12 protein-coding genes are annotated in these 13,146 nt (G+C 40.1%); 11 read left to right on the plus strand and 1 reads right to left on the minus strand.

Annotated elements, in window-relative coordinates; genetic code table 11:
- Positions 1-8: 8 nt before the first annotated feature.
- The 10 genes from FHR85_RS00420 to FHR85_RS00465 all read left to right on the plus strand — a co-directional run bounded on the left by FHR85_RS00420 (position 9) and on the right by FHR85_RS00465 (position 10,263).
- Complete coding sequence (locus tag FHR85_RS00420) at positions 9-905, plus strand: aspartate carbamoyltransferase catalytic subunit (protein ID WP_167260489.1); 897 nt, start codon at positions 9-11, stop codon at positions 903-905.
- Positions 889-2,160, plus strand: coding sequence for a dihydroorotase (locus FHR85_RS00425; RefSeq protein WP_167259928.1), 1,272 nt, complete (start codon positions 889-891; stop codon positions 2,158-2,160). The genes FHR85_RS00420 and FHR85_RS00425 overlap by 17 nt, the downstream gene beginning before the upstream one ends.
- Positions 2,153-3,277 (plus strand): carbamoyl phosphate synthase small subunit, encoded by a 1,125-nt coding sequence (locus FHR85_RS00430; protein ID WP_167259930.1) that lies wholly within the window; start codon positions 2,153-2,155, stop codon positions 3,275-3,277. Before FHR85_RS00425 ends, FHR85_RS00430 begins: the two co-directional genes overlap by 8 nt.
- Entirely contained in the window at positions 3,244-6,444 is a 3,201-nt protein-coding gene (gene carB / locus FHR85_RS00435; protein ID WP_167259932.1) for a carbamoyl-phosphate synthase large subunit, read from the plus strand. Before FHR85_RS00430 ends, carB begins: the two co-directional genes overlap by 34 nt.
- The gene (locus FHR85_RS00440; protein ID WP_167259934.1) at positions 6,441-7,202 is read left to right on the plus strand and encodes a dihydroorotate dehydrogenase electron transfer subunit; all 762 of its coding nucleotides are present in this window, start codon (positions 6,441-6,443) and stop codon (positions 7,200-7,202) included. The genes carB and FHR85_RS00440 overlap by 4 nt, the downstream gene beginning before the upstream one ends.
- Positions 7,199-8,125 (plus strand): dihydroorotate dehydrogenase, encoded by a 927-nt coding sequence (locus FHR85_RS00445; protein ID WP_167259936.1) that lies wholly within the window; start codon positions 7,199-7,201, stop codon positions 8,123-8,125. The genes FHR85_RS00440 and FHR85_RS00445 overlap by 4 nt, the downstream gene beginning before the upstream one ends.
- Positions 8,098-8,811 carry an orotidine-5'-phosphate decarboxylase gene (gene pyrF / locus FHR85_RS00450; protein WP_167259938.1) on the plus strand — a complete coding sequence of 238 codons (714 nt, stop codon included), beginning with the start codon at positions 8,098-8,100 and terminating at the stop codon, positions 8,809-8,811. Before FHR85_RS00445 ends, pyrF begins: the two co-directional genes overlap by 28 nt.
- A complete protein-coding gene (gene pyrE / locus FHR85_RS00455; protein ID WP_167259939.1) occupies positions 8,789-9,415 on the plus strand; it encodes an orotate phosphoribosyltransferase in 627 nt (208 codons plus the stop codon). The genes pyrF and pyrE overlap by 23 nt, the downstream gene beginning before the upstream one ends.
- A 160-nt stretch (positions 9,416-9,575) precedes the next feature.
- The gene (locus FHR85_RS00460; RefSeq protein WP_167259941.1) at positions 9,576-9,836 is read left to right on the plus strand and encodes a hypothetical protein; all 261 of its coding nucleotides are present in this window, start codon (positions 9,576-9,578) and stop codon (positions 9,834-9,836) included.
- 160 nt (positions 9,837-9,996) lie between these two features.
- Positions 9,997-10,263, plus strand: coding sequence for a hypothetical protein (locus FHR85_RS00465; protein ID WP_167259943.1), 267 nt, complete (start codon positions 9,997-9,999; stop codon positions 10,261-10,263).
- 147 nt (positions 10,264-10,410) lie between these two features.
- Here the strand turns inward: FHR85_RS00465 and FHR85_RS00470 are convergent, their stop codons facing one another.
- Positions 10,411-12,129: an Rqc2 family fibronectin-binding protein gene (locus tag FHR85_RS00470; protein WP_167259945.1), complete on the minus strand. Its 1,719-nt coding sequence runs from the start codon at positions 12,127-12,129 to the stop codon at positions 10,411-10,413.
- A gap of 126 nt (positions 12,130-12,255) precedes the next feature.
- On the opposite strand from FHR85_RS00470, the gene FHR85_RS00475 reads away from it, so the two are divergent.
- On the plus strand, positions 12,256-13,134 hold the full coding sequence (locus FHR85_RS00475; RefSeq protein ID WP_167259947.1) for a YicC/YloC family endoribonuclease: 879 nt from the start codon (positions 12,256-12,258) through the stop codon (positions 13,132-13,134).
- Positions 13,135-13,146 lie beyond the last annotated feature (12 nt).

Below are 13,146 nucleotides of genomic sequence, written 5' to 3' on the forward strand. Positions count from 1 at the left end.
GGAAGGTAATTGTGAATTTATATCAAATGGATGATTTATCAAATGATGAGATTCACGATGTTCTTCAGCTAGCTGAACAGTACAAACGTGAGGAACGGTATCAATCATTTGACGGGCGAACAGGGGCTTTATTGTTTTATGAACCATCGACACGGACAAAGATGAGCTTTGATATGGCTTGTCAGAAACTTAACATACCAGTCTTATCATTCTCTGAAGCAACTTCGAGTGTCACAAAAGGTGAATCTTTGTACGACACGGTGAAAACGGTTGAAGCAATCGGAGCCGACTTTGTTGTCATTCGCCATCCTGATGCAAATTATTTCGATCAATTAACTGGCATAAACGTCCCAGTTATAAACGGGGGTGATGGGACAGGTGAGCATCCGACTCAATGTTTGCTTGACTTAATGACAATCAAAGAACAGTTCCAAAAATTCGCGGGGTTAACAGTGACGATTTGTGGTGATATTCGGCATAGTCGTGTCGCTAGGTCGAATGCGTTTGCGTTAAATAGGCTTGGCGTTCACGTAAAGCTATCTGCTCCAGAGGCGTGGCAAGATGATACATTGCCATTTCCATATCAATCAATCGATGATGCTGTAAAAGATTCTGATGTCATGATGCTTCTACGGGTGCAAACTGAGCGTCATGAAAGTTCAGTCAGTTTAGATCATTATTTAACATCATATGGTTTAACGATTGAGCGGGCTGAGCGTATGCGAAGCAACAGTATGATCCTGCACCCAGCCCCGGTCAATCGAGGCGTTGAAATCGACTCTGAGTTAGTGGAAAGTGAGAAGTCATTCATTTTTAAACAAATGGAAAATGGCGTGTATGTAAGGCAGGCAGTGATCGATTTATTACTTAATCAAGGAGGTATACATAATGAGACAACTGATTAAAAATGTGATGTATCAAGGGGAAATGACGCATGTGTTAATTGATCAAGGTAAAATTGCGAGTATTGGCGATGTAGACTTAAGTGAAGCCGATCATGTGATTGATGGTCGTGGCCAACGGGTTGCGCCTGGTTTCGTTGATTTACACGTGCATTTGCGTGAGCCGGGTGGAGAGCAAAAAGAAACGATCGCTACAGGAACACAAGCTGCTGCGCGCGGTGGTTTTACAACGATTTGTGCGATGCCGAATACCAATCCTATTCCAGACGAGGAAGTTAATCTTGCCTTTGTTCAAGACCTAATTAAGCGTGATGCTTTCGTGCGTGTGCTACCTTATGCAGCGATTACAACTGGCCAAACTGGTGAATCTTTAGTAGACATGAAGCAATTAACCAAACAAGGGGCTGTTGCCTTCACCGATGATGGGGTAGGCGTGCAATCAGCTGGCACCATGTTTGAAGCCATGCAACAAGCAGCTCAAGTGGGTCAACCAGTCGTCACTCATTGTGAAGATAACTCCCTTGTATATGGTGGGGTTATGCATGATGGTGAACGAAACAGATCATTAAACTTACCAGGAATTCCATCGCTTAGTGAATCCGTTCAAATTGCGCGAGATGTCCTTTTAGCAGAAGCTGCACATTGTCATTACCACGTTTGTCATGTCAGTACGAAAGAGTCTGTTCGAGTTATACGAGATGCGAAACGAGCTGGCATCCATGTGACAGCTGAAGTCACACCTCATCATTTACTACTATCAGAAAATGATATTCCATTAGACGATGCTCATTATAAAATGAACCCGCCACTTAGAAGCGAAGCAGATCGTCAAGCGTTAATTGAAGGGCTAGAAGACGGTACAATCGATTGTATCGCAACCGATCACGCGCCTCATACCTCAGATGAAAAATCTAACGGGTTTTTAGCTTCACCGTTCGGGATAGTCGGGTTAGAAACGGCTTTTCCCCTTCTATACACTCACTTTGTTGAAACGGGTCATTGGTCCATTGAACAACTGATCGATTGGCTAACCGTAAAACCAGCGACAATATTTCACTTACCGTATGGTCGACTCGAAATGGGTGCACCTGCTGATTTGGTACTCATCAATACAACAAATGAAACTGTCATTGATTCAGGTGAGTTTTTATCAAAAGGACGTAATACACCATTTCACGGCTATACAGTTAAAGGTATTCCAACGTTAACGATGATGAACGGTGACATTGTTTGGCAAAAGGAGGAGACATATGCATAAGCGTTACTTGTTGCTAGAAGATGGTTCTTTATTTAAAGGGCAAGCGTTTGGAGCTGACTTAAATCATCATATCGGAGAAGTTGTGTTTCAAACAGGAATGACAGGTTATCAAGAAACATTATCTGATCCATCTTACTGTGATCAATTGATCGTGATGACGTATCCTCTGATTGGTAATTACGGGATTAACCGAGATGATTTTGAAACGGTAAGACCTGCGTTATCAGCGTTAATCGTCAAAGAAGTGGCAACGTATCCTTCAAATTTTAGAAGTACGATGTCATTAGATGAGTATTTAACACAAAAAGATATCCCAGGATTAAAAGGGATCGATACAAGACGACTTGTTAAGAAGATCCGACAAAAAGGGACGATGAGAGGTGTCTTACTAGATCATATAGATGAAATGGATTCCTTATTAGAAACGATGAAAGATACAACACTGGCAGATGATCAAGTCAAGCGTGTCTCTGCTGCTAAACCATATGTGATTCCAGGTAGAGGTTATCGTGTTGTCTTAGTCGAGTACGGGATGAAACATGGCATGTTACGCGAATTAACAGAAAGAGGCTGTCACGTGACGGTCGTACCCTATGATGTCACGGCCCAAGAGGTGCTACAACTCGAGCCAGATGGTGTCATGTTATCGAACGGGCCAGGTGATCCAAAAGATGTCCAAGAAGGAATCGACCTTGTTCAAGACTTAATCGGATATGTTCCGATATTCGGAATTTGCCTTGGTCATCAACTCATCGCATTAGCAGCTGGTGCTGACACTGAACCGTTAGATTTTGGTCACCGTGGTGTCAATCACCCTGTCAAAGTCGTTGATACTGGTGAGGTTTGGATGACATCGCAAAATCACGGATATACGGTGTCAGAATCATCCCTATCCAACACGTCTCTCCGTGTAACTTATCGGGCAATAAATGACGGAACAATCGAGGGGTTGAGTCACCAGGAATATCCAGTGTTTACTGTTCAGTTTCATCCAGAAAGCGCACCCGGACCGCATGATGCTAACGGGTTATTTGATCAATTTTTAGCCATGATGAAACAGACTAAAGAAGGAGGCGTGACGTTATGCCAAAACGAACTGATCTTAAACGAATCCTAGTGATTGGCTCAGGACCAATTATCATTGGGCAAGCAGCTGAATTTGACTATTCAGGGACACAAGCATGTCAGGCGTTAAAGGAAGAAGGCTATGAAGTTATTCTAGCCAATTCAAACCCTGCAACGATTATGACTGATGAAACGGTAGCAGATGTTGTTTATATGGAACCATTAACAGGTGATTTTTTAGCTAAAATCATTCGCCAAGAACGTCCAGATGCCTTGCTTCCGACTTTAGGTGGTCAAACAGGTTTGAATATGGCGACCGAATTACATCAACGAGGTGTGTTAGAGGCTTATGATATTGAATTATTAGGAACTAATTTAGAAGCGATCGAAAAGGCTGAAGACCGTGACCTTTTTCGGCAATTAATGCTTGAACTTAATGAACCAATTCCAGAAAGTACGATTGTCAGTTCAGTAGATGAAGCGGTTAAGTTTGCAGGGCAAATTGGTTATCCGACGATCGTAAGACCAGCCTACACGTTAGGTGGAACAGGAGGTGGCATGTGTGAAGATGAAGCCACGTTAATCGAAACCGTTCAAAATGGCTTAGCTGTTTCACCTGTAAGTCAATGTTTAATCGAGCGAAATATCGCAGGTTTTAAAGAAATTGAATATGAAGTCATGCGTGATGGCGAAGATCATGCCATTGTTGTTTGTAATATGGAAAATATTGATCCAGTGGGGGTGCATACGGGAGATTCGATTGTTGTTGCCCCGTCCCAAACGTTAAGTGACCGTGAATATCAACTGTTACGCGACGTGTCGCTTAAATTAATTCGCGAATTAAATATTGAAGGTGGCTGTAATGTCCAGCTGGCGTTAGATCCGAATAGTTTTCAGTATTATGTCATAGAAGTGAATCCACGCGTCAGTCGTTCAAGTGCGCTTGCGTCGAAAGCAACGGGTTATCCGATTGCGAAATTGGCCGCTAAGATTGCTGTCGGATTAACGTTAGATGAAATGAAAAACCCTGTCACTGGCCGAACATATTCGCATTTTGAGCCTGCTTTAGATTATGTCGTTACGAAAATTCCACGTTGGCCGTTTGATAAGTTTCAAGCTGCTAATCGTCAGCTTGGAACGCAAATGAAAGCAACTGGTGAAGTGATGGCGATTGGTCGCAATTTTGAAGAATCGCTACATAAAGCGGTTCGCTCACTTGAAATAGGAACGGAAGAATGGCATTTACCCGTATTAAGACAGGTTGAAGAAACAGAGTTAGAAGAACGATTAGCGAAACCAGATGATGAACGCTTATTCGTGTTAGGTGAAGCATTTCGTCGTGGGTATTCAGTAGACAATATTCACGCTATCACCCAAATAAATCCTTGGTTTTTACACAAATTTAACCAACTTATCGTAGTCGAACAACAACTAGTTAAACAGCTCTGGCAAGTTGAACCTTTAATCGAGGCTAAAGAGTTAGGCTTTTCCGATCAAGCCATAGCTCGTTTATGGGAAACTAACGAACAAACAGTATATGAATGGCGTCGGACTCATGGCATCATTCCTGTTTATAAAATGGTTGATACATGTGCAGCAGAATTTGCATCAGAAACTCCGTATTTCTATAGCACGTATGAAGAAGAGACCGAATCGATTCGTACCACGCGTCCAAAAGTCGTTGTTCTCGGATCAGGGCCGATTCGAATAGGTCAGGGAATTGAGTTCGATTACGCGACGGTTCACTCTGTATTAGCACTTAAAGAAGCGGGGTATGAAGCTATTGTAATCAACAACAATCCTGAGACAGTATCAACTGATTTCCAAATATCCGATAAATTATATTTTGAACCGTTAACGATTGAAGATGTCATGCACGTCATTGATCATGAACAACCTGAAGGCGTAATTGTCCAGTTCGGGGGACAAACAGCGATATCACTCGTCGATGAGTTAGAGAAGCGAGGGGTGACGATTTTAGGAACGTCGAAATCATCCATCGACAGAGCAGAGGATCGAGATCAGTTCGATCAGTTATTAGAAGACTGCCAAATCGCAAGGCCAAAAGCTGGTATGGCAACAACAGAAGAAGAGGCGAAAGAGCTCGCACGAGAAATCGGTTATCCAGTTTTAGTTCGCCCATCATATGTCTTAGGTGGACGCGCAATGGAAATTGTTCATGAAGAATTTGAATTAACACGATATATGAGTGAAGCAGTCAGTGTTCATCCGGAACGACCAGTTTTAATCGATCGATATTTAATCGGTCAGGAGTTAGAAGTTGACGCTATTAGTGATGGGGAGACGGTTGTTATTCCAGGCATTATGGAACATATCGAGCGGGCAGGCGTGCATTCTGGTGATTCCATGGCTGTTTATCCAACTCAACATATTCCGGATTCAGTCAAAGCAAAGTGTGCCGAAATCACGACGGCAATTGCTAGGGCGTTAAATGTAAAAGGATTGCTCAATATTCAGTTCGTTTATCATGATGGCGATGTTTATGTGTTAGAAGTCAATCCACGCTCAAGCCGTACAGTACCGTTTTTAAGTAAAGTGACTAGCGTGAAGATGGCAAATATCGCAACCCGCGTTATGCTAGGTGAAACTTTATTTGATCTCGGGTTTGCGGGTGGATTATGTGAAGAAGACGACACGATTTCGGTTAAAGTCCCTGTCTTTTCATTTGAGAAATTACGTCAGGTCGAAATCACACTTGGTCCAGAAATGAAATCTACAGGCGAAGTGATTGGACGTGATCAGACATTAGAAAAGGCTCTGTATAAAGGAATATTAGCGTCAGGTTTAAAAGTTCCAACAGGAGGCAGCGTGTTATTAACAGTAGCGGATCAAGACAAGTCAGAAATGGTTGATTTAGCTAGAAGGTTGAACGCTTTAGGTTTTCAATTGTATGCGACAACTGGTTCAGCACAAGCGATTCGAGAGGCTGGATTAGCGGTTGAAGAAGTGAACAAAATTAAGGATGATCAGTGCCACATCTTACATGTTATTGAGGAAGGTCATGTTCATTTGGTCGTCAACTCTTTATCCAGAGGTAAGCAGACAGAAACAGATGGCTTTCGCATTCGCCGTAGTGCGGTAGAACATGGTATTGCGTGTTTAACATCATTAGATACAGCTGGGGCGATGGTAAGTGTGATTGAGTCGATGAGTTTTGCCGCGAGTCCAATGCCGAAGCAAGAGGTTGTGAACGTATGATCATTGAAGATATGACGATTCAGAAAAACGAATGCATTGCGTTAAACACATTTGAAATGGTGATATCAGGTGAAGAGATTCCGCTTCAAATACAATCAGGACAGTTTGTTCATATACAAATTGGTGATGGAAAGTTAAATATGCTTCGTCGACCAATATCAGTTGCAGATATTAACCGTATCTCAAAAACAATTACGCTCATCTATCATGTAACAGGTGATGGAACTAAATGGTTGTCTACTCTTACTGAAGGAACCATGGTAAATGTACTTGGCCCACTCGGTAATGGTTTTGAAATTAAACATGCAGAAGGTAATCATATTTTAATTGTCGGAGGTGGTGTCGGCGTTCCACCGCTATACCATTTAACAAAACAACTTGTAAGACATCATCAAGTAACCGTTGTTTTAGGGTTCGCAACACATGAAGCCATTTTCTATGAATCTGCTTTTCAACAATTAGCTGAGACTTATGTAGCAACAAACGATGGAACTTATGGTTACCACGGAGTTGTCACAGATGTCATCAACCAGTTAGATCAACCTTTTCAATATTATTATGCTTGTGGACCATCGCCGATGTTACAAGCTGTACAAAGACAAATGACAGATACGCATGGTCAATTATCTTTCGAAGAACGAATGGGGTGCGGAGTCGGCGCTTGTTTTGCATGTGTTTGTGAAGCAAAGAATGACAAGGGTTATGTAAAAATTTGTCAAGATGGCCCTGTATTACAAGCAAATGAGGTGATTCTATGAATTTAGAAGTCACGTTAGGTGATTTACATTTAAACAATCCGATCATGCCAGCATCAGGTTGTTTCGGCTTTGGTCGTGAATTTAGTGCGTTCTATGACTTGAATCAACTAGGAGCGATAGCTATTAAAGCAGCCACGGGTGAAGCGAGATTTGGTAATCAGACACCTCGAGTTGCTGAGACATCCTCGGGCATGTTAAATGCGATAGGCTTACAAAACCCTGGCGTTAACGGGATTATTGAACAAGAACTGCCCTTCTTAAATCAGTATAATGTACCCGTCATAGCCAATATTGCAGGGAGCACACTTGAGGAATACATTGAGGTCGCTAAAAAAATGTCTGAACAGCCTGTCGTTCAAGCATTAGAATTAAATATTTCATGTCCCAATGTAAAAGAAGGTGGCGTGCAGTTCGGGACGGATCCAACCTTAGCCTATCACGTCACGCAAGCCGTTAAATCAGTGTCAACTAAGCCAGTTTTCGTTAAACTCTCCCCAAATGTAACAGATATTACGGATATCGCAACGGCTGTAGAAAAGGCTGGAGCAGACGGTCTATCAATGATTAATACCTTAACAGGAAGACGTATTGATTTACATCAACAATCGCCGATTATTGCCAATGGTTCAGGTGGTCTATCAGGACCTGCGATTAAACCAATTGCAATCCATATGATTCATCAAGTCCGTCAAAAAACAGATTTACCCATTATTGGAATGGGGGGCATTCAATCAACGGAGGATGTACTCGAATTCTTACTAGCTGGTGCTGATGCAGTCGCGGTTGGAACAGCGAATTTCCAAAATCCGTTTATCTGCGAACGTTTAGTTCAAGACTTACCTAACACATTACAAGCTTATGGGTTTAATTCTGTAAAAGAAGTGAGGGACGCACGATGCAGCCATCAATCTACCTCGCATTAGATGTTCGAAGTGTTGAGGAAGCTAGATATTTTTTAGAAAATCATCATTTAGAAGGTGTTCCAGTCAAAGTTGGCATGCAACTCTTTTATAGTGAAGGGCATCGCATCATCGATTATTTAAAAAGGAAGCACCATCCGATCTTTTTAGATTTAAAGTTACACGACATTCCTAATACCGTCTATGAAGCCATGCGACGATTAGCACAGTATGAACCATCAATCGTGAACGTCCATGCAGCAGGTGGAAGCAAAATGATTGAAGCTGCTAAAAATGGATTAATCGCTGAAAATAGCAAGTCTCAATTATTAGCCGTCACCCAATTAACCTCAACAGATGAGACAATGCTCGAATCGGAATTATTAATTCAAAAAAGTATGGAAGAAACAGTGCAACACTACGCACGTGTTGGTCAAGAAAGTGGGGCTGATGGTGTTGTTTGCTCGGTTCATGAAGTCCCTTTGATTAAACAATATTGTGGTTTAGATTTTAAAACATTAACCCCAGGGATTCGTCTTGCAAATGGGGATCATCACGATCAAACTCGTATAGCGACTCCTCTTAAAGCAAAAGAAGCGGGAAGTGACATGATTGTGGTTGGTCGTGCTGTCACACAAGCTCACAATCCAAAGGAAATCTATCAATCAATCGTAAAGGAGTGGTCCTATGCCTCAGCAAACAATAGCTGAACAGTTAATTCAAATAGAAGCTATAAAAATAAATATGAATGAACGTTTTACATGGTCGTCAGGTATTACGTCACCTGTTTATTGTGATAATCGTTTAACGATGTCCTATCCACAGGTTCGCCGACAAATTGCGGGGCAATTAGCTAATCAAATTGACAGGTCCCAAGTCGATGTGATTGCTGGATGTGCCACAGCAGGAATTCCTCATGCGGCTTTTACGGCGGAGTTGCTAGATTTACCGATGATTTATGTACGCAGTAAACCGAAAGGGCACGGGTTAGAAAACATGATTGAAGGTCGCGTCGATTCAGGTGATCGAGTTGTCGTGATTGAAGATTTGATTTCGACTGGACAAAGTGCAACAAAGGTCGTCGAAGCCTTAAGGGAAAAAGGTTGCGAAGTGTTGTATGTGTTATCGATCTTCACTTATGGACTAGACGTGGCAGAAGAACAGTTCAATCAAAAGGGGATTATTAATACTAGCCTAGTGACATTTGATGAGATCGCCAACTTATTGAGGGATAAAGGTGAAATAAATCAAAATGAATATAATGCCTTACTAGAGTGGCGTGATAATCTTATATTAACAAGCTCTGAATCTTAAAATTTAATTAGGATAAGTAGCTTATAACAACTAATTAATTGAATCTCTTACAATTCACTATTTTCCTCTGTTAAAGCTTTCCAGAAGATTCTCAAAAAAGGATTTTTATGGTATAGTGTCGTTTATATCATTTATAAAATCTAATTTAGGAGTTTGTGAGATGAAAAAGATTGGTACAGTCAGTTGGGTATCTTTAGCTTTAAGTATGTTACCTGTTTTTGCTATATTCATGCTATTAAGAGGTTATGAAATTTCGCTATTATTAATAGGTTTCTCTTTATTTGTATCTATAGGGTTTTCAATCATAGCCCTCTATAAGCAGAATGAAAAGAATATCATTCCTTTAATAGCCTTTATTATAAGTTTTGGAGTTTTTGCATACCCGATTTTAATTATAGTTGGTTTAGCAGTAGGTAGCTAATAGTATATGGATATGTTGATTAAGAGTTGTTGGAGTATAATAGTTGGACAAGGTATAAATGGTTACTAGTTATTTAGGGTAACATAAATCTTTTTACATAAAATGAACCACATTGAAAAGGGCTTTAAACTAAAGAACGTTCAATGAAGGGGGTTTAGAGATGAAAAAGATGACTATATTAAGTTGGTCGTCATTCGTTTTTAGTGTCATACCTATTTTCATTTTTATAGCTATGCTGGGAGGTAGAGACTTTTCTGAAGTAATGTTATTTTTACCTTTAGTAATCGCTGTAACTTTGGCCCTGATTGGGATCATGCGTAAAAGAGAGAAAAATATAATCCCAATTATGTCGTTAATTGCAAGTATCGGTATTGGAGCATTTATATTTTTAATTATAGTTGTTTCTGGTATGGGCCAACCTACTTAAGAAACCTGCCGCCATCATTTATATACTTTATATGACATGAATTTCACAATATAATTATTGCACTTCATTTAAAAAGAAACACCCGAAAGATTGAAAAATCAATCTTTCGGGTATTATTTTGATTAATTATTATTTAACGAAACGGTATTATGTCGGCTGGTCTTCCGTTACTTTCATCTGCTCAATCTGTCTTTCATCAGGTGTCACATAGACAGTCTGTTGATTGTCATATGTGACATAGCCTGGTTTCGCTCCGTTTGGCTTACGGACATGCTTGATCGCTGTATAATCGACTGGCACAGTTGATGAATGTTTCGCTTTACTGTAGTATGCCGCGATCATCGCCGCTTCTAAAATGGTTTCGTCACTTGGATCACTATGGCGAATAATGACGTGTGAGCCGGGAATATCCTTTGTATGCAACCAGATATCATTCTTATTTGCCATTCGATTCGTCACGAATTCGTTTTGTTTATTATTGCGACCCACGATGAGTTCTGTTCCATCTGAGGCCTGATAGTGGTCAGGTTGCAACCATTTTTGTTTTTTCTTCTTCGACTTTTGTTGTTTTGCTTTTAAATAACCTTCTTCTTCGAGTTCTTCGCGCATATCTTGCACATCATCTTGTCTTGCTTGTTCGAGTTGTTGAATTAAGCGTTCGAAATAGTCGATTTCTTGTTTGGCTTTTTCAATTTCAACGAGGACGACTTCTTTTGATTTCTTCAACTTTTGATACTGTTTAAAATAATATTGTGCATTATCACTTGGCGACTTGTTTGGATCCAACTCAAGCGTGATCGTTTTTTGTTCTGGGTCATAATAATCCATGACATCGACCGTTTCATCACCTAATTTCACGAGGTGTAAGTGGGCCGTTAATAGTTCGCCATATTTTTGATAGTCTTCAGCTTGTTCAGCTTTGGCTAACGTTTTTTCTTGTTTTTTGATTTTGCGTTCATTTTTCGCTTTTTCGTTTTTTAAGAAGCGCATTAAATCATGTGTTTGATTTTTTATTCGGTCGCGTTCAGCTTTGCCTGCATAATAATCGTCTAGCATGCCACTGATTGAGTCGAACGTTTTCGTCTCTTGGTCAAAAGTGACTTCTGGTAAGACATGAAAGTCTTCCTGTTGTCCGATTGCGCGTTTCGGTTCATAATGATGATTAATCAAATGATCCTTAAATGTCTCAAACACGTCAGCATACGCTTGATTATCGCCTAAGTAAGCCTCGCTTGCTAATGCTTTTGTAACAAGTGGTGAACATCCCATTAACAGATTCAACATTTGTCGGTCGATTTTTCCTTGGAGGAAATCGAGCTTACGGACAAATGTATCACCGTCTAGTTCAAGCGGATTAAGTTTACCTTGTTCAGGCGGAGCAATATACGTCTGACCAGGTAAAATCGTCCGGTGACGGTTTTGTGCTGGACTGATGTGTTTTAAACTGTCTAATATGACATTACGTTCAGGATCGACGACCATGACGTTACTGTGTTTGCCCATTAATTCGATGATTAAGGTTTTGGATTGTTCATCGCCAATTTCATCTTTGCTGCGGACTTTAATATGAATAATGCGTTCTAATTCAACTTGTTCAACCGATTCGATGAACCCAGCGCCTAAATATTTACGTAAGACCATGCAAAACATCGGTGGTTCTTTCGGATTTGTATATTTTTCATTCGTTAAATGAATGCGAGCATAACTTGAATGCGTTGAGATGAGTAGGCTGTGATTCTTCCCACCACTACGAACAGTTAAAATGAGCTCGCTATCAGTTGGTTGGTATATTTTTTGAATGCGACCACCTTGTAAACTTGTTAATTCATTCGTGATCGCACGGGTTACTACTCCATCAAATGGCATATTTATCACCTCATAGGTTTTCAGTATAGCATGAACAATTACGGATTTTATACCATTAATTAGTTGAAAAGTTATTCGAAATAATGCGAGAATATGTTAGGTACTAAATAAAAGATGGTGATTATTGTGATAAAAAGTATGACAGGATATGGCCAGGCTGTTGAAACATATCATGACCGACAAATATCTGTAGAAATCAAAACCGTGAATCATCGCTTTTTAGATTTTTCTTTTAAATTGCCAAGAGAATTAACAGCTTTAGAAGATAAGATAAAAACACAGTGTCGAAATTGGTTTAATCGAGGACGAATAGACATATGGGTTCAAATGAATGGAGAATCATTGAGTGAACCCACAATCAATGTTAATTGGCCTTTATTGAATCAATATTTAGCTAAAGTAGATGAAATTAAAGACGAAACAGGGATGTCGGGCGATATAACGATTAATCATCTATTACAACTAGAGGGTTTGTTTGAAAAAGACGAATCTAACCAAGTAGATGAAGCGTTAGAGCAAGTGATTATGGCTACTTTGGAAAAAGCGCTCGCCAATACTTATCAAATGAGAATCGATGAAGGTGGGACATTAAGGCAAGATGTGTTACAGTATAATGAAGAGATTAAAAAGCTAGCAAATGAATTGAACGATAACCGTGAAACGCTGAAACAACATTACTATGATCGTGTATTAGTTAGACTCAAAGATACATTGAAGGAAGTAGATGTTGATCACCAACGTTTAGTTCAAGAAGTAGCAATGTTGGCCGATAAGGGAGATATAACGGAAGAAGTGACACGTCTATTGTCGCATACTGAACAAATAGATGAATTGCTATCTTCTAATCAAGCTGTTGGTCGCCAGTTAGATTTTTTATCTCAAGAATTGCATCGTGAAGCGAATACAATTGGATCGAAAGCGAATGATATTGTTTTAAGTAAGCAAGCAATCGCATTAAAGAGTGTTATTGAGAAAATCAAAGAACAAGTCCAAAATATAGAATAATATTTGAGTTTT

It is taken from the genome of Alkalibacillus almallahensis (assembly GCF_011761495.1).
GTDB classification, from domain to species: Bacteria; Bacillota; Bacilli; order Bacillales; family Alkalibacillaceae; genus Alkalibacillus; species Alkalibacillus almallahensis.

Excerpts from the sequence above, each read along its gene's own strand:
- FHR85_RS00425 (WP_167259928.1), top strand. The coding sequence starts at position 889 with ATGAGACAACTGATTAAAAATGTGATGTATCAAGGGGAAATGACGCAT.
- FHR85_RS00430 (WP_167259930.1), top strand. The coding sequence starts at position 2,153 with ATGCATAAGCGTTACTTGTTGCTAGAAGATGGTTCTTTATTTAAAGGG.
- carB (WP_167259932.1), top strand. The coding sequence starts at position 3,244 with ATGCCAAAACGAACTGATCTTAAACGAATCCTAGTGATTGGCTCAGGA.
- FHR85_RS00440 (WP_167259934.1), top strand. The coding sequence starts at position 6,441 with ATGATCATTGAAGATATGACGATTCAGAAAAACGAATGCATTGCGTTA.
- FHR85_RS00445 (WP_167259936.1), top strand. The coding sequence starts at position 7,199 with ATGAATTTAGAAGTCACGTTAGGTGATTTACATTTAAACAATCCGATC.
- pyrF (WP_167259938.1), top strand. The coding sequence starts at position 8,098 with ATGCAGCCATCAATCTACCTCGCATTAGATGTTCGAAGTGTTGAGGAA.
- pyrE (WP_167259939.1), top strand. The coding sequence starts at position 8,789 with ATGCCTCAGCAAACAATAGCTGAACAGTTAATTCAAATAGAAGCTATA.
- FHR85_RS00460 (WP_167259941.1), top strand. The coding sequence starts at position 9,576 with ATGAAAAAGATTGGTACAGTCAGTTGGGTATCTTTAGCTTTAAGTATG.
- FHR85_RS00465 (WP_167259943.1), top strand. The coding sequence starts at position 9,997 with ATGAAAAAGATGACTATATTAAGTTGGTCGTCATTCGTTTTTAGTGTC.
- FHR85_RS00470 (WP_167259945.1), bottom strand. The coding sequence starts at position 12,129 with ATGCCATTTGATGGAGTAGTAACCCGTGCGATCACGAATGAATTAACA.